16 protein-coding genes are annotated in these 19,316 nt (G+C 72.9%); 13 read left to right on the forward strand and 3 right to left on the reverse strand.

The window, feature by feature from the left end; genetic code table 11:
• The first annotated feature begins 100 nt into the window (after positions 1-100).
• Complete coding sequence (locus ACIPPS_RS30985) at positions 101-1,324, forward strand: threonine aldolase family protein (RefSeq protein WP_401438983.1); 1,224 nt, start codon at positions 101-103, stop codon at positions 1,322-1,324.
• Positions 1,325-1,352: 28 nt separating this feature from the next.
• On the opposite strand, the gene ACIPPS_RS30990 is transcribed toward ACIPPS_RS30985, so the two are convergent.
• Entirely contained in the window at positions 1,353-2,420 is a 1,068-nt protein-coding gene (locus tag ACIPPS_RS30990; protein WP_401438986.1) for an asparaginase, read from the reverse strand.
• Positions 2,421-2,536: 116 nt separating this feature from the next.
• On the opposite strand from ACIPPS_RS30990, the gene ACIPPS_RS30995 reads away from it, so the two are divergent.
• The 5 genes from ACIPPS_RS30995 (at position 2,537) to ACIPPS_RS31015 (ending at position 6,163) form a co-directional block, all read left to right on the forward strand.
• Positions 2,537-2,992, forward strand: a complete 456-nt coding sequence (locus tag ACIPPS_RS30995) for an Lrp/AsnC family transcriptional regulator (protein WP_401438988.1) — start codon at positions 2,537-2,539, stop codon at positions 2,990-2,992.
• Positions 2,993-3,122: 130 nt separating this feature from the next.
• On the forward strand, positions 3,123-3,557 hold the full coding sequence (locus tag ACIPPS_RS31000) for a cell division protein SepF (RefSeq protein ID WP_401438991.1): 435 nt from the start codon (positions 3,123-3,125) through the stop codon (positions 3,555-3,557).
• A gap of 55 nt (positions 3,558-3,612) precedes the next feature.
• Entirely contained in the window at positions 3,613-5,127 is a 1,515-nt protein-coding gene (locus ACIPPS_RS31005) for an ATP-binding protein (protein WP_401438993.1), read from the forward strand.
• Positions 5,120-5,470, forward strand: a complete 351-nt coding sequence (locus tag ACIPPS_RS31010) for a nucleotide pyrophosphohydrolase (RefSeq protein ID WP_401438995.1) — start codon at positions 5,120-5,122, stop codon at positions 5,468-5,470. The genes ACIPPS_RS31005 and ACIPPS_RS31010 overlap by 8 nt, the downstream gene beginning before the upstream one ends.
• A gap of 201 nt (positions 5,471-5,671) precedes the next feature.
• On the forward strand, positions 5,672-6,163 hold the full coding sequence (locus tag ACIPPS_RS31015) for a DUF6099 family protein (protein ID WP_401438997.1): 492 nt from the start codon (positions 5,672-5,674) through the stop codon (positions 6,161-6,163).
• Between the two features lie 26 nt (positions 6,164-6,189).
• Here ACIPPS_RS31015 and ACIPPS_RS31020 read toward each other — a convergent pair whose 3' ends face one another.
• Positions 6,190-6,408 carry a hypothetical protein gene (locus ACIPPS_RS31020; protein WP_401439000.1) on the reverse strand — a complete coding sequence of 73 codons (219 nt, stop codon included), beginning with the start codon at positions 6,406-6,408 and terminating at the stop codon, positions 6,190-6,192.
• A gap of 252 nt (positions 6,409-6,660) precedes the next feature.
• On the opposite strand from ACIPPS_RS31020, the gene ACIPPS_RS31025 reads away from it, so the two are divergent.
• Positions 6,661-7,584 (forward strand): LLM class F420-dependent oxidoreductase, encoded by a 924-nt coding sequence (locus ACIPPS_RS31025; RefSeq protein WP_401439002.1) that lies wholly within the window; start codon positions 6,661-6,663, stop codon positions 7,582-7,584.
• Between the two features lie 14 nt (positions 7,585-7,598).
• On the forward strand, positions 7,599-8,510 hold the full coding sequence (gene mmuM / locus ACIPPS_RS31030) for a homocysteine S-methyltransferase (RefSeq protein ID WP_401439004.1): 912 nt from the start codon (positions 7,599-7,601) through the stop codon (positions 8,508-8,510).
• Between the two features lie 122 nt (positions 8,511-8,632).
• Here the strand turns inward: mmuM and ACIPPS_RS31035 are convergent, their stop codons facing one another.
• The gene (locus ACIPPS_RS31035) at positions 8,633-10,993 is read right to left on the reverse strand and encodes an LPXTG cell wall anchor domain-containing protein (protein WP_401439007.1); all 2,361 of its coding nucleotides are present in this window, start codon (positions 10,991-10,993) and stop codon (positions 8,633-8,635) included.
• A 232-nt stretch (positions 10,994-11,225) separates the two neighbouring features.
• Here ACIPPS_RS31035 and ACIPPS_RS31040 point away from each other — a divergent pair, with 232 nt between their 5' ends.
• The 5 genes from ACIPPS_RS31040 to argF all read left to right on the forward strand — a co-directional run bounded on the left by ACIPPS_RS31040 (position 11,226) and on the right by argF (position 19,169).
• On the forward strand, positions 11,226-12,251 hold the full coding sequence (locus ACIPPS_RS31040) for a hypothetical protein (protein ID WP_401439010.1): 1,026 nt from the start codon (positions 11,226-11,228) through the stop codon (positions 12,249-12,251).
• A 43-nt stretch (positions 12,252-12,294) separates the two neighbouring features.
• Complete coding sequence (locus ACIPPS_RS31045) at positions 12,295-13,845, forward strand: 3' terminal RNA ribose 2'-O-methyltransferase Hen1 (protein WP_401439013.1); 1,551 nt, start codon at positions 12,295-12,297, stop codon at positions 13,843-13,845.
• Positions 13,842-16,598: a polynucleotide kinase-phosphatase gene (locus ACIPPS_RS31050; protein WP_401439016.1), complete on the forward strand. Its 2,757-nt coding sequence runs from the start codon at positions 13,842-13,844 to the stop codon at positions 16,596-16,598. Before ACIPPS_RS31045 ends, ACIPPS_RS31050 begins: the two co-directional genes overlap by 4 nt.
• A gap of 115 nt (positions 16,599-16,713) precedes the next feature.
• Positions 16,714-17,946 (forward strand): arginine deiminase, encoded by a 1,233-nt coding sequence (locus tag ACIPPS_RS31055; RefSeq protein WP_401439019.1) that lies wholly within the window; start codon positions 16,714-16,716, stop codon positions 17,944-17,946.
• 182 nt (positions 17,947-18,128) lie between these two features.
• Positions 18,129-19,169 (forward strand): ornithine carbamoyltransferase, encoded by a 1,041-nt coding sequence (gene argF / locus ACIPPS_RS31060; protein ID WP_401439258.1) that lies wholly within the window; start codon positions 18,129-18,131, stop codon positions 19,167-19,169.
• Positions 19,170-19,316: the final 147 nt, after the last annotated feature.

A 19,316-nucleotide genomic window follows, 5' to 3' on the forward strand; every position in this document is an offset into this window, starting at 1 on the left:
TACGACACCCTCATGGCCGACCAACTCGACACCGCCATCGAACAACACGGCAAAGGCGACCTCACCCACCTCCTCACCGGCAACGACACCTGGACTCGGGATGCGTGACACCGACGCCGGCGGTGACCACGGTCCGGTCGGCCGGAACTTCCTGAGCGACAACACCTTCGGCGCCTCTCCCGAGATCGGGGAGGCGGTGGCGGCGGCCGCGGCGGGGCACGCCATGCCGTACGGCGCCGACCCCTACACGGAGGCCGCCCGCCGACGGCTCAGGGACGTCTTCGAGCGGGATCTCGACGTCTTCCCGGTCTCCTCCGGCACTGCCGCCAACGGCCTCGCCCTGGCCGCCCTCGCCCGTCCCTGGGGAAGCGTGCTGTGTCATTCCGGCAGCCACGTGCACCACGACGAGTGCGGGGCCGCCGAGTTCTTCACGGGCGGTTCCAAGGTCGTCACCGTCCCCGGCGCCGACAGCAAGGTCGACCCCGAGGCCCTGCTGCGTGAGATCCGCCGTCGCGCCGGTGACGTGCACAGCGTGCAGCCCTCGGCGCTGAGCATCAGTCAGGGCACCGAGACCGGTGGCGCGTACACGGTCGAGGAGATCCGCAGGCTCTGCCTGATCGCCAAGGCCGCCGGGCTCGGCGTCCACATGGACGGAGCGCGCTTCGCCAACGCGCTGAGCCATCTCGACGTCAGCCCGGCGGAGATGAGCTGGAAAGCCGGCGTGGACGTCCTGTCGTTCGGTACGACCAAGAACGGCACGATGACCGCCGACGCGGTCATCTCCTTCGACCCGGCCCTCTCCGCCGAGCTGGCCGCCCGCGCGAAGCGCGCCGGTCAACTCGCCGCCAAGGCGCGCTTCCACGCCGCGCAGCTCGCCGCCTACCTGACCGACGGGCTCTGGCTGCGCAACGCCCACCGGGCGAACGCCCTGGCCTCGCGCCTCCGGGAGGGACTCGAGGGCGTACCGGGCGTCGAACTGCCCGGCGCGGAGCCCCGGATGAACCTGGTCTTCTGCGTGCTCGCGCCCCAGGTCACCCAAGGGCTGCTCGCGGACGGCTACACCTTCTACCACGACCGCTGGGAGCCGGGCGTCGTCCGGTTCGTGACCTCGTTCTCGCACTCCGCCGCCGACGTCGAGGCCCTGCTGGCCGCGATCCACCGGCACGCGGCCGAGCCACCCAGGGGCCGGCCCCCGGCAGTCCAGCGACCGGGAGTCCAGCCACCAGCGGTCCAACCGCCGGCGGCCGAGCCACCCGTCGAACCCCCGAGGCCGGGTGTCCCGCGCCCGCGCGACCGGTCACGCCACCACTGCGTACGGGAGTGATCCCGGCCCGCCGCCCTGCGAAGGGGAGTCAGGACGAGCCGGAGAAGCGGGAGCCGGACGCCGTCAGGGCGGGCTCCGGGCGGGCCGGGCCGTTCAGCAGGGTGTGCAGCAGCGCGGGCCGACGCTCCGGGGAGACGTCCGCGAGGAGGGTCGCCAGGACCGCCATCCGGGTCTGTCCCGCCCGCAGCGTTCCGGCGGGTACGGCTCCGGCGGCCACGAGGTCCACCGCGCCGCCGCCCGTGTACAGCTCGGCGATCGGGCCGGAGGGGACCCGCGTGCTCAGGGCCACCAGGGCGCCCTGGGCGACGGCCGCGCCCACGGCCGTGGCGATCTCGGGGGTGGCGTTGCCCGCCCCCGTGCCGACGAGCACGACGCCGCCCGCGCCGGCCGCGACGGAGGCGTTCAGGAACAGCGGGTCGCCGTCGCTGTGGTGCATGACCACGTCGACCCGGGGCAGGTCCGCCGCCTCGGGGTCGGCCGCGGGCAGCGGCAGCGGGGCGGGCCGGTCCGGGGTGCGGCGCATGTGGACGCTGCCGAAGCCGACCTTCCCGAGCGCGGTGTCGGAGGGGTCCGCGAACGCGTCCGCGGCGAGGGTCTGCGTCTTCACCGTGCCGCGCGCCGCGTGCACCCGGCCGTCGAAGACCACGAGCACGCCGAGGTCGCGCACCGAGGCGGCGACCTGGAGGGCGTCGTACACGTTGCCGGGGCCGTCGCCGTCCCCCGTGCCGAGCGGGCGCTGGGCGCCGGTGAAGACGACCGGACGGGGGTCCGCGTGGTGCAGGTCCAGGAAGAAGGCGGACTCCTCCAGGGTGTCCGTGCCGTGCGTGACCACGACGCCGTCCACGCCGGGGTCGGCGAGCGCCGCGTGGACCGCGCGCAGCAGGGTGAGCTGCCGCGCCGAGGTCATCCGGGAGCTGTTGACGTTGAACAGGTCGACGACCTCGACCGTCACGCCCTCGGGCAGCGCCGAGGTGGCCAGGACGTCGTCCCCGGACGCGTCGGCGGCGTAGCCGGTGCCCTGCCAGCGGCTGGCTATGGTGCCGCCCGTGCTGATGAGGGTGATCCGGCGGGGCCGGTCGTCGCGTGTCCACTGCATGGCTGTCTGTCCCGGAGATCGAAGGTCGTCGCCTTCGCAACGATAGGTCAGCTGGTGGGCAAGGTGATTGCGAGTTCGCGGCCGGAACCATGAATTCCGCTGTGCATAATTGCGCCATGGACCGGATCGACCGCAGTATCTTGCGCGAGCTTCAGGACGACGGCCGGCTGACCAATCTGGAGCTCGCCCAGCGCATCGGCCTCAGCGCCTCCGCCTGCCTGCGGCGCGTGCGCCAGCTGGAGGACGACGGGGTGATCCAGGGGTACCGCGCCGTGATCGACCCCTCGGCCGTCGGACGCGGCTTCGAGGTCCTCGTCTCGATCGAGGTCCGGCGCGACCGCGAGACCGTCGAGGCCTTCGAGGCCGCCCTGCAGGACATCCCGGACGTCGTCGAGGCCTACCGCCTCTTCGGCAGCCCCGGCTGCCTCCTGCGGATCGCGGTCGCCGACCTCGCCGCGTACGAACGCCTCTGGATCGAGCGGCTGACCTCGCTCGCGGGCGTCACGGAGGTCAACTCGCAGATCATCATGAAGCGGGTCAAGGAACCGCGCGGGCTGCCGGTCGAACGCTGACGTCCCTGGGGGGGTGTTGACGTCTGTGGAGGGAACGCTGACGGGTCGCGGACGACCCCTCGGCGGGACCGGTCGGAGTCCCCTCGTGTCGGTGTTGGGCCGAACGGGTGAGAAACGGGAGGATGGGCGCATGAGTAGGTACGAGAGGTACGACGTCACCGACGAGCAGTGGGAGGGCCTCGCCCAGGTCGTCCCCCTGCGCGGCCGTGACGAATGGCCGTCCAGGATCGACCACCGCGCGATGGCCGACCCGTACGAGGCGGCCGAGCAGCGCCGCATGGTCGTCCTGCGCGTGCAGGTCTTCGCCGACGCCCGCGAGGTCGCCGAGTACCTCGTCGCCCGGATCCCGGTCCTCCTCGACCTGACCAGCGCCGACACCGACGTCGCCAAGCGCATCCTGGACTTCAGCAGTGGCGTCGTGTTCGGTCTCGGCAGCGGCATGCATCGCGTCGACCGCAACGTCTTCCTGCTCGCCCCGGCGGGTACGGAGGTCGAGGGCACGTCCGACGCGGCGGACGCGGAGGACGGGGACGACGCGACCGAGGTGATCGTCCCCCGATCGTAGGAAGATGGACAGGGCGTAACGGTTCGTCATCCACGGCTCTGCGTACGGTCCGATCATGGACCCCACCGGCGGCCCCACGCCCGATTCCGTCTCCGGCTTCTACCCCTCGCTCGCCTCGCCCGCCGCCGCTGCCCGCGCGCGTACGGCCCCGGTGCGGGCGCCCTTACGCGGCCCCGCCGGGGAACGGGCACCGGCCGGTGGTGGCGGCGAGGCGCGTGGCGCGACCGGCGGCGGCGAGGCGCGTGGCGCGACCGGCGGCGGCGGTGAGGCGCGTGGCGCGGCCGTGGGTGGCCAGGTGGCCTCCTCCGCGCGCCGTCCCGCCCGCCCCGCCGTCACCGAACTCCGGCTCTCCGCCTTCGCCACCCACCGCGCCGCCGTCCACCCGCTCGGCCCCGTGACGCTCTTCACCGGGGCGAGCGGCAGCGGAAAGTCCAGCGCCCTGCGGGCCTACGAGGCGCTCGCCCGGCTAGGCGCGGGCGAGGACCTGGCCACCGCGTTCCCCGACGCCGTCGCCTGTGTGCCCGAACGGGCCCGCCCCGACGCGGAGGGCAGGCGTGGCTTCCGGATCGGCTGCACCGTCGACGGACCCGCCGGACCCGTCCGCCTCGACCTCGCGGTCCAGGCCGAACCCACACTCCGTATCGTCGGCGAACGGCTCACCTGCCGTGGCCGTACGCTGCTCACCACCGCGCTCCGCGACCCGGGCCGCAGCACCGTCCAGGCCGAATGGCACACGGCCGGCACCACCCCCGTCACCCGCGCGCCCTTCCCCGACGACCTCCTCGGCACCGCGCTGCTGCCGCTGCGGGTGGCCGGCAAGACCCCGGGGCAGCTGGAGGTGCTGGCTGCGGCCGAGCAGGTCGTGGTGGCGCTGCGCTCGGTGTTCCCCTGCGATCCCCGGCCCGCCCGGATGCGGGGGCCGGTGCCGATCGGGGAGGGGCGGCTGCGGCGAGGCTGCGACAACCTGGCCGAGGTGCTGCACCGCACCGCCGCCGAGTGCGCGCGCCGCCATGCCCGGCTCGTGGCCGCGGCGAACGCCGGCTGCGCGGGCGTCGTGACCGGTCTGCGGGCGGAGGAACTGCCCGACGCGACCGTACGGGCGCTGCTCGAACGCGAACCGGGAGGCGCCACGCGGCCGGGCCCGGCGGGCTCCTCGGCGTGGCCCGGGAGAGCGGAGTGGCCCGGGAGAGCGGAGTGGCCCGGGGGTGCGGAGCGGGCCGGGGGTGCGGTGGTGCCGGCGCCGCGCCGGGCGTCCTTCGCCACGCCGCTCGGTCGGCTGGGCGACGGCGAGCTGCGCTATCTCGCGCTCGCGCTGGTCCTCCTCACCGGGCCCGGGGTGCTCGCCATGGACCAGCTCGGCGAGGTGCCCGCCGCGATGCGGACGCTGACCGTCCTCGCCGACGGACTCGACCGGTCGCTCGACGGGCCGCAGCTGCGCGCGCTGTTCGGCCTCGCCGCCGACATCTGCGCCGACGGGCACATCCGGCTCGTCGGCGCGGTGGGGGAGCCGGCGGCGGGACACGCGCGTGAGACACCGGGGGTGTCGGTGGTAGACCTGGGGCGTGAGTGAACTGGATGTAGCGGGATTGCAGCGCAGGCTGGCCGACTTCGCGGCCGCGCGGGAGTGGCAGCCGTTCCACACCCCGAAGAACCTGGCGGCGGCGCTCAGCGTCGAGGCGGCCGAACTCCTCGAGATCTTCCAGTGGTTGACACCCGAGCAGGCGGAGCGGGTGATGGACGAGCCGGAGTCCGCGCACCGGGTCGAGGACGAGGTCGCGGACGTGCTGGCGTATCTGCTGCAGTTCTGCGGGGCGTTGGGCGTCGATCCGCTCGCCGCGCTGGCGGCGAAGATCGACAGGAACGAACTCCGCTTCCCCGCCGCACGACCCCCGGGCCGGAACGGGAGCAGCTGACGCCCCCGGGCCGCCGGAACGGGAGCAGCTGACGCCCCCCGGATCGAAAACGGTTTTCGTCACTCTTCGGAGTGATCGGGATTTCCCCATCGAGCTTCCTGTCCACAGATTTCCGAATTCCTCTGGAGTTTGGGCTCAGGCACCTTCACGCTGGGTAATGGAGTCAGTGGGCAGTAAGTCGTATGAACGGGGGCGGCGTCCATGGAAGCGGAGCGACTGATCGCGACAGGCCGGAACGCGCTCGCACGGAGCGACACGGCGTGGGACATCCTGGCGGAGGCCTGGCAGGCCCAGGCCCTCGCACAGGCGATAGGGAGTCATCTGGCCCTCTGCGGCCCGCAGGAGGTGCGGAGCGAGGCGCGGGGGCTGAGCGAGATCGTCGGCGGGCTCGGGGTCGTCACCGACCACCCCGTCCTCGGGGCGGCGGCCGGGCCGAGGGCCGCCCAGCTCACCGAAGTGGTCAATCCGCGCGTGGCGTTGACCGCGCTCGGGGCGCTGCTGGGGGAAGTGGGGATCGCGCTGGTCGGCGTGGCCTGCGCGACCGACGAGGAGGGGCTGTACTGGCAGTGCATCGAGGCCATCGACGCCGCCGACGAGTCGAACGACCGGGTGCGCGGGATGCTGCGCAGGCTCGCGGTGCGGGAGCGGGACCGGCCGCCCGATGCCGCCCGGGGCCGGGCGGGGTCGTCATGAGTCGCCCGCGGGCGGCCGGGGCGGGGTCAGTCCGCGCGAGGCTCGTCGCGCGCGCCCGTCTCCAGCCGGTCGGTCGAGGACTGAAGGTCGGCGTCGAGCCGCGACAGGTCGGCGGTGAGCGCCTCCATCAGCTCCTCCATCTGCTGCAGCAGGCCCTTGGGGGCGCCGGAGCCCTTCTGCTCGGGCACGGACTGCTGCACCGGCTGCTCGGGCATCGCCCTTTCGGGCGCGGCTTCCTGGGACATGGCGGCCTCCTCGGCCCTGGCCCTTCCCCCGGGGGGAGGGGCCACACGGGAGAACGACGCACCGGCAGCGGCCGCCGGCACGCGGGCGCCGGGCGGTCCGGCTCCGCCCGAGCCAACGACGTGCGCCGGGCCACGGTCACTGGGCAGCCGGGCCGCGCCCCGCCAGGGGGCGGGATATTCACCCGACCGGGCCGGAGCGGCCGTGCGGCTGACGGGGAGGTTGACGGCCGCCCGGAGGTGCAGGATGGAGGCATGGATCTTCGAATCTTCACCGAGCCCCAGCAAGGGGCGGACTACGACACCCTGCTCACGGTCGCCAAGGCCACCGAGGACCTCGGTTTCGACGCCTTCTTCCGGTCCGACCACTACGTCAGCATGGGCTCCGCCGACGGGCTGCCCGGGCCGACCGACGCCTGGATCACGCTCGCCGGGCTGGCCCGGGAGACCCGCCGGATCCGACTCGGCACGCTGATGACCGCCGGTACGTTCCGGCTCCCCGGCGTCCTGGCCATCCAGGTCGCCCAGGTCGACCGGATGTCCGGCGGCCGGGTCGAACTGGGCCTGGGGGCGGGCTGGTTCGAGGAGGAGCACCGGGCGTACGGGATCCCGTTCCCCAAGGAGAAGTTCGGCCGACTGGAGGAGCAGCTGGCGATCGTCACGGGCCTGTGGGGCACCGCGCTCGGCGAGAAGTTCTCCTTCGACGGCGAGTTCTACCAGCTCACCGACTCGCCCGCGCTCCCCAAGCCGGCGCAGGAGCGGATCCCGGTGCTGGTCGGCGGGCACGGGGCGACCCGGACGCCGCGGCTGGCCGCGCGGTACGCCGACGAGTTCAACATCCCCTTCGCCTCGCTGGAGGACAGCGAGGCGCAGTTCGGGCGCGTCCGGGCCGCCGCCGAGGCCGCCGGACGCCGGGCCGACGAGCTGGTGTACTCCAACGCCCTGGTGGTCTGCGTCGGCAAGGACGACGCCGAGGTGGCCCGCCGCGCGGCGGCCATCGGGCGTGAGGTGGCGGAGCTGAAGGCGAACGGGCTGGCCGGCTCGCCGGCCGAGGTCGTCGACAAGATCGGGCGGTACGCGGCGATCGGGGCGTCCAGGATCTATCTCCAGGTGCTCGACCTGGACGACCTGGACCACCTGGAGCTGATCTCCGCCCAGGTCCAGGCTCAGCTCGGCTGAGCGGAGGCGCACCGATGAGGCCCGTCCCCACCCTCGCCGAGGCGCTCGACCGCGAGGTGCTCGTCCTCGACGGCGGGCTCGCCCACCAGCTGGAGGCCCAGGGCTGCGACCTGGGCGACGAGCTCTGGTCGGCGCGGCTGCTCGCCGACGGGCCCGAGCAGATCGGGGCGGCCCACACCGCCTATGTGCGGGCGGGCGCACGGGTGCTGATCACCGGGAGCTACCAAGCCACCTTCGAGGGCTTCGCCCGGCGTGGTGTCGCCCGGGCGGAGACGGCGCGGCTGCTCGGGCGGAGCGTGGAGCTGGCCCGGGCGGCGGCGGAGGGCGCGGCGGCGCCGGTCTGGGTGGCCGCGTCGGTGGGGCCGTACGGAGCGATGCTCGCCGACGGCAGCGAGTACCGCGGCCGCTACGGCCTCACCGTGCGCGAGCTGGAGCGGTTCCACCGGCCCCGGGTCGAGGCGCTCGCGGCGGCCGCGCCGGACGTGCTGGCGCTGGAGACGGTGCCGGACACGGTCGAGGCGGAGGCGCTGCTGCGGGCCGTCGAGGGGTGCGGGGTGCCGGTCTGGCTCTCGTTCACCGTCGCGGGGGAGCGGACCCGGGCCGGGCAGGGGCTGAGCGAGGCGTTCGGGCTCGTGGCGGGGAACGACCAGGTGATCGCCGTCGGGGTGAACTGCTGTGAGCCGGCGGACGCGGCGCGGGCCGTGGAGATCGCCGCCGAAGTGACGGGCGGGCCGGTCGTCGTCTACCCCAACAGCGGGGAGGAGTGGGACGCCGGAGCCCGTGCCTGGCGCGGCACCGGCTCCTTCGACCCGGGGCGGATGAGCCACTGGCCCGCGGCCGGGGCCCGTCTGCTCGGCGGCTGCTGCCGCGTGGGACCGGACCGTGTCGCGGCCCTGTCCGCCGCGCTGGCGTCCCGGGCGCGGTGACGGGCGACCGCCCTCTGCGGTGACGGGGAGACCGCCGCCGTGCGGGGGCGCGAGCGGCGTGACTCGGCCCCGCACCCGGTGCGGGTACGGGGCCGAGAGGACGGTGCCCGGAGGCGGGTGCGTCAGCCGTCGGTCGCCGTACGGCGGCGCTTCCACCAGACCAGGGCCGCGCCCGCCGCCGCGAGGACGGCGGCCAGCCCCACGAGCAGCCCCACGGGCGTGTCGGAGCCCGTGTCGGCGAGGCCGCCGTCAGGGTCCTTCGCCGGCGGGGTCTGACCGCCGCTGCCGTTGCCGTTGCCCGGCGTCGACGGGCTCGGTGCCGGGGTCGACGGCGGGTCGGTCGGATCGGGGTCGCCGGGGTCGCCGGGGTCGGACGGGGTGGGCGTCGGCGTGGGGTCGGTGGAGCCGGAGTCCTTGCCGGTGTTGTTGCCGCCGAGGAAGGCGGTGTCGGTGTCGGCGTAGGCGGTGGTCGACTTCACGGCCGCGTTCACCGTGTCGGGCATCTCCGGGTTCTCGGCCTCGAAGCGCGCCTTCGGGATGTTCTGCTTGGGCTGCTTGGAGAAGTCCACGCCACCCAGGTAGAAGGAGAACTCCAGGACCGAGCCGTCCTGCGGGTACTCCCGCTTGAAGTGGAAGTCGCCCTCGCGGTACGACTTCATGTAGTCCGCGTAGATCTTGTCGCGGTCCCACTTCGTGCGCGCGGGCCACGCGCTCGCGTCGTCCGAGCCGATGATCTGGTGGAAGTCACCGGGCTTCACCGCGTCGCGCTGCTTGATCCACTCCGCGGCGATCCGGGAGGTGTAGACGCTGCGCAGATCGGCGTACTGAGGCGCGGTGTTGACGAGCTTCTCCACCTCGGGGATCGCGATCTGCTGGATCTGCCGGAAGTTGTACTCCTGGACGGCCTCGGGCTGCTTGCACTTGAAGCCCTCGTCGAAGTCGATCTTCGCGGCCTTGACGTCCATCGGCGCGTCGAGGATGTAGAGCTTGCCGTCCTCCTCGCGGACCTGCGCCGGAGCCGGCTCGATGTAGTAGCGGTACGTCTTCCAGCAGGGGGCCCCGTTGACGTGCTGGAAGGAGTCCCACAGCCGGTTGCCGACCGGGTTGTCCGGGACCATCACCCGGGCCAGGTCGTGCTTCATCTCCAGGTCGGCCTCCAGCAGGATCCGGCCCGCGTCGGTCTTGGCGAGCTTGTCGTCGGTGACCTGGTCCGGCTGGTCGGGGTTGAGGTTCACCCAGAACCGGTTGGGGTGGAGCGCCAGCCACGTGAACATGGCGTCCGAGGAGAGGTCGATCTTCGCCCCGCCGCCCCACGAGGGGTTCTCGTCCTCGTCGTCGTTCATCCGGGCCTTGAAGCCGTAGTCCATGCCCTCGCCCTTGACGGGCTCGGTGATGTACCGCAGTTCCATGGTGGTGAAGTCGATGCCACCCGGCCCACGCATCCGGAAGGGCGCGCCGGGCGCCTGCCGGGCGGCCGCCTGGCGGCGCTGGGCCTCTTCCTTCGTCCGACCGGAGTTGCGGGCGAAGTCGTTGGCCGCGCCCCGGGAGCTGCCGCAGCCGGCCGCCTTGGCCGAGGCCAGGGTGGTGGGGCAGGTCTTGCCGCTGAAGGCCGGGTCCTTGCGCGTGTACTGGGGGTGCGGGGTGTACTTGGCGTCCGGCACCGCACGGTGCTGGTACCAGGAGACGCCGTGCGCCCGCAGCCGCGCCTCGACGGCCTTGGTCGGCGGCTCGCCGAAGACGTACACGACCCGGTAGCCGCGCTTGGCCAGGGCCTTGTCCACGAGCAGCTGCTTGCTGTCGATCTGCTTGGTGCCGGACTTGAACTCGTAGATGACCTTGTCGCGGCCGGTGGTCTTGATGGCGTCGAAGCGACGGTCCTTCTTGACGTTGTCCTCGCCCAGCTCCTCGACCAGTTCCTGGAAGAGCTCGGGCATCTCCTCGGCCATCGAGTACTGGCAGTACCAGTTCTGTCCGCCGAGCTTGAAGTACCGGGCGACCTCGCGCTCGTAGGCGTTACCGCCCCGGCTGTTGGCCTCACCGTTCACGTAGAAGCTGTTCACGTACTCGTTGAAGGTGCCCGGATAGGGCCGCGTCCCCGCCTGGTTCTGCTTCCAGTACGCCCAGGCGTGCTCGGGCGAGGCGTTGGGGTACTTGCTCGGGTCGCCCACGATCTTGTCCAGCTTCTCGGGGCTGGGCAGGTCGAGACCGGAGAGGCTCTTGCGCGGATTGTCGAAGGAGTACGTGCGCCTGGTGTCCCCGAGAGTGCGCCACTGGTACTTCCCCGCGGGTTTGAAGCCGGGCAGGCTTCCCAGGCGGGGAGCCTGGTTCGGCGTCTGGTACATCTCGGTACAGCGCTTGGCGGCGGCCGCGGCCTCCTGGACGTTGTCCAGGAGCGGCAGACCGCCGGAGAGGATGCCGACGCCCAGGGCGAGGACGGCCGCACGGCCGAACCAGCTGGAGCGCCGCGATATGGCGGTGGTCAAGGTGACGGTCCCATGGTCAGGGGGCCACGGGTCGATGGTGGGTGTCCGCCTCGTCGGTCGCGCGCGGACGCGTACAGGCCACGGCCCCCGTGGAAGTGACCTGTTGGGGACTCACCATAGGAGGAGTGATGTGAAGATTCTGGCAGGGACACGCCAAGGTTCTGCGACGTAACTCGCTTGCCCGCCCCGCCAGTTCACCTCCCACGGCCACCCGCTGTCTAGAGTGGCGGGCATGTCAGACCATACGAACGGGGCGACGGACGACACCGCGGACGAGCCGGGCGGGCAAGGCGGGCAGGGAGAACAGGGCGAGCAGGGCGGGCAGGTGGCCGCCTGGATCGACGACGTACCGGCGCGCGTGATGCGGCTGGACACCTGGTACACCCCGGAGGAGTTCCACCCGGACCTGTCCGCGGAGTCGCTACGGCTCCTGGAGGACGCCCTCGTGTTCGCGTACCGGCCCGAAGGCACGCCCGAGTCCGAGGACTTCCTCCAAGGGGCGATGGCCTACCTCGGCGAGGCGCTGATGGCGGTCGGCGGCGGCCGCTGGGGATGGCGCGAGGGCCGGCCGGTCGTCCTGCCCGACCCCGGTCTCGGCGCCCCGGCCGCGATCGACCCGCTGGAGCTGATCATCGCCGCGCAGGAGCGGGCCGAGCCCGGTGCCTTCACCGAGGCCGCCGACCGACTGCACGCGGCGGTCGCCGCCCGCCGCGCGCGCGAGCCCGGCTGGAAGCCGGTCAAGGAGCCGACACCCGGCCTGGATCCGACGGCCCCCGGCGCCCCGCACCCCTGGCTCGCGCGCTGGCTCACCGAACGCCGCGACAGCTTCCCCGCGTGGACGGCCGCGACCCGCACCGACGCGGGGGCCTGGGACTTCTCCCCGGAGTCGCTGGAGACCCTCGGGCGACTCACGACCGAACGGTTCGGCACCAAGGCGGCGTTCAGGGCCGCCGAGGACTCGGCCTTCGTCCAGGGCGCGGTCTGGTACGTCGGCGAGGTCGCCGTCCGCCACCGCCACGGCGCCTGGACCTACCGCAGGGCGGCCGAAGGGATCCCCAGGGAGGAGGTGGAGAAGAACATCTACCTGGAGCGGCCGTTCGTCCACCAGCCGACCCTTCGCAACGGCGTCGGCGAGGTGCCGTTCTACGCCCTGCTGGCCACCGTCGGCGACGAGGACCCCGCGGTACTCACCGAGCGCCTCGCCCGCTACCGCGACGACGACCCCGACGACGAGCCGGTGGAGTACCGGGGCACGTGAAAATGCCTGGTCGGAGCGGGGGCACCGGGTCATACTCGGACGCGTGTTCCTGACGATCAGTACCACCGGCACCCCCGAACGTCCCGCGACCGATCTGGGCTTCCTGCTGCACAAGCATCCCGACAACGCGCAGACGTTCTCGACCTCGCACGGCACGGCGCACGTCCTCTACCCCGAGGCCACCGCCGAGCGGTGCACGGCCGCCCTCCTCCTGGAGGTCGACCCCATCGGTCTGGTGCGGCGCGGCAGGGGCAAGGGCCGGGGCGGCGCCCCCGACTCCGCGCTCGCGCAGTACGTGAACGACCGGCCCTACGCCGCGTCCTCGCTGCTCGCCGTCGCCCTCGCCACCGTCTTCAAGAGCGCCCTGCACGGCGCCTGCAAGGCGAAGCCCGAGCGGGCGGCCGCGCCCCTGCCGCTGCGCATCGAGGTCCCGGCGCTCCCCGCGCGCGGCGGAGCCGACCTCGTCCGCACGCTCTTCCGTCCGCTCGGCTGGGACACGGTCGAGGCCGTGCCGGTGACGCTGGACACGGCGTTCCCGGAGTGGGGCGACTCGCGGTACGTCCGCCTCGTCCTCGAAGGGGAGCTGCGGCTCGCCGACGCGCTGAACCAGCTGTACGTCCTGCTGCCCGTCCTCGACGACGCCAAGCACTACTGGGTCTCGCCCGACGAGGTCGACAAGCTGCTGCGGGCCGGTGACGGCTGGCTGGCCGACCACCCCGAGCAGCAGCTGATCATGAGCCGCTACCTCGCCCGCCGCCGGGGCCTGACGCGGGAGGCCATGGAGCGCCTGGAGCTGGCGCGACTCGCCGAGAGCGACGGGCTCGACGCCGAAGACCTGGACAACGCCGTCGAGGACGGCGAGGACGTCGACGGCACCAACGACAGCGACGAAAGCAACGGCGCCGTCTCTCCCTCCGTCTCCGTCTCCGTCGACGGGGCGGCCGGCACGGCGGAGAAGCCGGTGCCGCTCGCCGAGCAGCGCCGTGCGGCGATCCTCGCCGCGCTGCGCGCCGCCGACGCGGCCCGTGTGCTCGATCTCGGCTGTGGGCAGGGGCAGTTGGTGCAGGCGCTGCTCAAGGACGTGCGCTTCACCGACATCGTCGGCGTCGACGTGTCCGTGCGGGCCCTGACGGTCGCCGGGCGGCGGTTGCGCCTCGACCGGCTCGGCGAGCGGCAGGCCGGCCGGGTGAAGCTGATCCAGGGCTCGCTCGCGTACACCGACAAGCGGCTCACCGGCTACGACGCGGCGGTCCTGAGCGAGGTCGTCGAGCACCTCGACCTGGAGCGGCTGCCCGCGCTCGAGTACGCGGTGTTCGGCTCGGCGCGCCCCCGGACGGTCCTGGTGACCACGCCGAACGTCGAGTACAACGTCCGCTGGGAGTCGCTCCCGGCCGGGCACGTGCGGCACAGCGACCACCGCTTCGAGTGGACCCGTGAGGAGTTCCGCGGCTGGGCCGACCGCGTCGCCGAACAGTACGGGTACGGCGTCGAGTTCACGCCCGTCGGCCCCGACGACCCCGAGGTCGGCCCGCCCACCCAGATGGCCGTCTTCACCCAGCGGACCACCACGACCCCGAAGGAGGAACAGGCATGACCACCGGGTCCCACGAGTCGACCGAGCCCACCGGGCGCACCGAGCCCAGCCGCGCGACCGAGTCGATCGCGCCGACCGAGCCGATCGGGCCCACCGGGCGCACCCGGCCCACCGAGCCGACCGCGCCCACCCGGCCGACCGGGTCGACCGGGCCCACCGAGCCGATCGAGCCCACCCGGCCGACCGGGCCGACCGCGCCCGCCGAGTCCACCGGCCGGGGCGCCGGTGTTCGCCGGCTGCCGGTGACCGACCTGGCCCTCGTGGTCCTGATCGGCGCGAGCGGCTCCGGCAAGTCCACCTTCGCGCGCCGCCACTTCAAGCCCACCGAGGTCATCTCCTCCGACTTCTGCCGGGGCCTGGTCGCCGACGACGAGAACGACCAGAGCGCCAGCAAGGACGCCTTCGACGTCCTGCACTACATCGCGGGCAAGCGCCTGGAGGCGGGCCGGCTGACCGTCGTCGACGCCACCAACGTCCAGCAGGAGGCCCGGCGGCAGCTCGTCCAGCTGGCCCGGCAGTACGACGTCCTGCCGATCGCGATCGTGCTCGACCCGCCCGAGGAGATCTGCCAGGCCCGCAACGCGGCCCGCCCTGACCGCGCCGACCTGCCCCGTCACGTCGTCCAGCGCCACCGCCGCGAACTGCGGCGCTCGCTGCGCGGCCTGGAGCGCGAAGGCTTCCGCAAGGTGCACGTGCTGCGGAGCGTCGAGGAGGTGGAGGCCGCCCAGGTCGTCCTGGAGAAGCGGTTCAACGACCTGCGCCACCTCACCGGTCCCTTCGACATCATCGGTGACATCCACGGCTGCCGCTCCGAGCTGGAGACCCTGCTCGGAAAGCTCGGTTACGTCGACGGCCACCACCCCGAGGGCCGTACGGCGGTCTTCGTCGGCGACCTCGTCGACCGGGGCCCGGACAGCCCCGGCGTCCTGCGCCGCGTGATGTCCATGGTCGCGGCCGGCGACGCGCTCTGCGTGCCCGGCAACCACGAGAACAAGCTCGGCCGGTGGCTCAAGGGCCGCAAGGTCCAGGAGACCCACGGCCTCGCCGAGACCATCGAGCAACTGGGCGGCGAGAGCGAGGAGTTCCGCGCCGAGGTGGGCGCCTTCATCGACGGCCTCGTCAGCCACTACGTCCTCGACGAGGGCAAGCTCGTGGTCTGCCACGCCGGTCTGCCGGAGAAGTACCACGGCCGGACCTCCGGCCGGGTGCGCTCGCACGCGCTGTACGGGGACACCACGGGAGAGACCGACGAGTTCGGGCTGCCCGTCCGCTACCCGTGGGCCGAGGACTACCGGGGCCGCGCCACCGTCGTCTACGGCCACACCCCCGTCCCGAACACCTCCTGGGTCAACAACACCATCTGTCTGGACACCGGCGCCGTCTTCGGCGGGAAGATGACCGCGCTGCGCTGGCCGGAGCGCGAACTCGTCGACGTACCGGCGGAGAAGGTCTGGTACGAGCCGGCCAGGCCGCTCGTCACCGACGCGCCCGGTGGCCACGAGGGGCGTCCGCTGGACCTCGCCGACGTGCACGGACGCCGGATCGTGGAGACCAGGCAGATGGGCAACGTGTCCGTCCGCGAGGAGAACGCGGCGGCCGCGCTCGAAGTCATGAGCCGGTTCGCGGTCGACCCGCGGCTGCTCGGCTACCTGCCGCCGACGATGGCGCCGACGGCGACCTCGAGGCAGGACGGCTACCTGGAGCACCCCGCCGAGGCGTTCGCGCAGTACAGGGCGGACGGAGTCGGGCGGGTCGTGTGCGAGGAGAAGCACATGGGCTCGCGGGCGGTCGCGCTGATCTGCCGCGACGCGGACGCCGCGCGCGAGCGGTTCGGGGTCGACGGCCCCACCGGGGCGCTGCACACCCGCACCGGGCGGCCCTTCTTCGGCGATCGGGAGGTGACCGAGGAGGTCCTCGCGCGGCTGCGGACGGCGATCACCGCCGCCGGGCTGTGGGAGGAGCTCGACACGGACTGGCTGCTGCTCGACGGCGAGCTCATGCCCTGGTCGCTGAAGTCGGCCGGGCTGCTCCGCTCGCAGTACGCGGCCGTCGGCGCGGCCTCCCGCGCCGTCTTCCCCGGCGCGCTCGGCGCGCTGGAGCAGGCGGCGGCGCGCGGGCTCGCGGGCGTGGACGCGCTCCTGGCCAAGCAGCGGGAACGGGCCGAGGACGCCGAGGCGTTCACCGAGGCCTACCGTCGCTACTGCTGGCCGACGCAGGGGCTCGACGGCGTGCGCTTCGCGCCGTTCCAGGTGCTCGCCGCGCGCGGCCATTCGCTGGCGGACGTCCCGCACGACCAGCAGCTGGGCCTGCTCGACCGCCTGGTGGACGCCGACCCGACCGGGCTGCTCCAGGTCACGCGTCGGCTGATCGTCGACACCGGGGACGAGGAATCCGTACGCGCCGGTGTCGACTGGTGGCTGGAGATGACCGGGGCAGGCGGCGAGGGCATGGTCGTCAAGCCGCTCGCCGCGCTGGTCCGCGGCTCCGGCGGCCGGCTCGTCCAGCCGGGCGTGAAGGTCCGCGGCCGCGAGTACCTGCGGATCATCTACGGCCCGGAGTACACCCGCCCGCAGAACCTGGAGCGGCTGCGCAACCGTTTCCTCGGCCACAAGCGCTCGCTGGCGCTCCGTGAGTTCGCGCTGGGCCTGGAGGCGCTGGACCGGCTTGCCGCGGGCGAGCCGCTCTGGCGGGTGCACGAGGCCGTCTTCGCCGTCCTGGCCCTGGAGTCGGAGCCGGTGGACCCGCGTCTGTGACGGAGCCCCCCGCGCGTGACGGGCGGCTCGTCGTGGTGGGAGCCCGCGCGTGACGGGCGGCTCGTCGTGTTCGGAGAACCACGCGCGAGCCGCCCGGCTCCGTCAGGATGGGCGCATGGGATTCCATGTCGATTCCGAGACCGGGCGGCTCCGCCGCGTCATACTGCACCGGCCCGATCTGGAGCTGAAGCGGCTGACACCGTCCAACAAGGACGCTCTCCTCTTCGACGACGTGCTCTGGGTGCGCCGCGCCCGCCAGGAGCACGACGGCTTCGCCGACGTCCTGCGCGACCGGGGCGTCGAGGTCCATCTCTTCGGGGATCTCCTCGCCGAGACCCTCGCCCTGCCCGCCGCCCGCAAACTCGTCCTCGACCGCGTCTTCGACGAGAAGGAGTACGGGCCCCTCGCCGCCGACCACCTCCGCGCGGCCTTCGACTCGCTGGACGCGGCCACGCTCACCGAGGCGCTGGTCGGCGGCGCGACGAAGCGGGAGTTCCTGGCGGCCCACCGCGAGCCGACGTCGGTCCGCTTCCACGTCATGGACCTGGACGACTTCGTGCTCAGGCCGCTGCCGAACCACATCTTCACCCGGGACACCTCCGCCTGGATCTACGACGGCGTCTCCATCAACGCGATGCGCTGGCCCGCCCGCCGGCGCGAGACCGTCCACTTCGAGGCGATCTACAAGCACCACCCCCTCTTCACCGGCCCCGAGGCGGGCAACTTCCACCTCTGGTCCGAGGGGCAGGCCGACTACCCGTCCACCATCGAGGGCGGCGACGTCCTCGTCATCGGCAACGGCGCCGTCCTGATCGGAATGAGTGAGCGGACGACCCCGCAGGCGGTGGAGATGCTGGCCCGGGGGATGTTCGCGGCCGGCTCCGCCCGGACGATCGTCGCCCTCGACATGCCCAAGCGCCGGGCGTTCATGCACCTGGACACGGTGATGACCATGGTCGACCACGACACCTTCACCCAGTACGCGGGGCTGGGCATGCTCCGCTCGTACACGATCGAACCGGGCGACGAGGGCCAGTCCCTTCGGGTCACCGACCATCCGCCGGAGCACATGCACAGCGCGATCGCCGCCGCGCTCGGCCTCCAGGACATCCGGGTGCTCACCGCGACGCAGGACGTCCACGCGGCGGAGCGCGAGCAGTGGGACGACGGCTGCAACGTCCTCGCCGTCGAGCCGGGCGTGGTCGTGGCGTACGAGCGGAACGCGACCACCAACACCCATCTGCGCAAGCAGGGCATCGAGGTGATCGAGATCCCGGGCAGCGAGCTCGGCCGGGGGAGGGGCGGCCCGCGCTGCATGAGCTGCCCGGTGGAACGCGACGCCGTGTGACCGACGCCGGGTGAGGGCCGGTGGCGTGAGGAGCGGCGCGTGAGGTCGACACCGGGCGGGGCGGCCGGGGCGAACAAGTGGGCGGGCTCACTGTATAGCCATACTGGATTACGTATAGACTTCCAGTGCGCAGCCCCGCTGACATGTCCGCCGCCGTCCCCGACCGTATCCAGGAGCGCCCCATGGCCACCGACCTCATCGGCCGCCACTTCCTCAAGGAGCTGGACTTCACCGCCGAGGAGTTCCGCGGTCTGATCGACCTGGCCGCCGAGCTGAAGGCGGCCAAGAAGGCGGGCACCGAGGTCCAGCGGCTGCGGGGCCGGAACATCGCTCTGATCTTCGAGAAGACCTCCACCCGGACCCGCTGCGCCTTCGAGGTCGCCGCCGCCGACCAGGGCGCCTCCACCACCTACCTGGACCCCTCCGGCTCGCAGATGGGCCACAAGGAGTCGGTCAAGGACACCGCCCGGGTCCTCGGCCGGATGTTCGACGCCATCGAGTACCGCGGCGACAGCCAGGCCAAGGTCGAGGCGCTCGCCGCGCACGCCGGCGTCCCGGTGTTCAACGGCCTCACGGACGACTGGCACCCCACCCAGATGCTCGCCGACGTGCTCACCATGACCGAGCACACGGACAAGCCGCTCGACGCGCTCGCTTTCGCCTACCTCGGCGACGCCCGCTTCAACATGGGCAACTCCTACCTCGTCACCGGCGCCCTCCTCGGCATGGACGTCCGGATCGTGGCCCCCCGGGCGTACTGGCCCGCCGAGGCGATCGTCTCCGCGGCGCGCGCCCTCGCGGCGACCAGCGGCGCGACGATCACCCTCACCGAGGACGTCGCCGAGGGGGTCCGGGGCGCGGACTTCGTCGCCACCGACGTCTGGGTCTCCATGGGGGAGCCCAAGGAGGTCTGGGACGAGCGGATCGCCGACCTCGTGCCGTACGCCGTGACCATGGACGTCCTGCGCGCCACCGGCAACCCGGCCGTGAAGTTCCTGCACTGCCTGCCGGCCTTCCACGACCTCGGCACGGCTCTCGGCCGTGACATCCACGCCCGGCACGGGCTGACCGAGCTGGAGGTCTCCGACGAGGTCTTCGAGTCGGAGCACTCCGTCGTCTTCGACGAGGCCGAGAACCGGATGCACACGATCAAGGCGGTCCTCGTCGCCACGATGGCCCCCGGGGGATCCGCGCAGGGCGGCGCCGCGCAGCCCCTGGAATAGCGATACGCCCGATTGGGTGGATATGTGGCCCGATGGTTACCATCGGTCGAAAGGTGGGGTTCGAGCTCGCACGCTCGGACCCCTCTCGCGCGTCCGGGCCCCGCCTGCCCTGTTCGACCCGCTCCCCGTGCGACCAGAGATGAGTAC

The sequence above is a fragment of the Streptomyces sp. NPDC090127 genome (assembly GCF_044746945.1).
Taxonomy (GTDB): domain Bacteria; phylum Actinomycetota; class Actinomycetes; order Streptomycetales; family Streptomycetaceae; genus Streptomyces.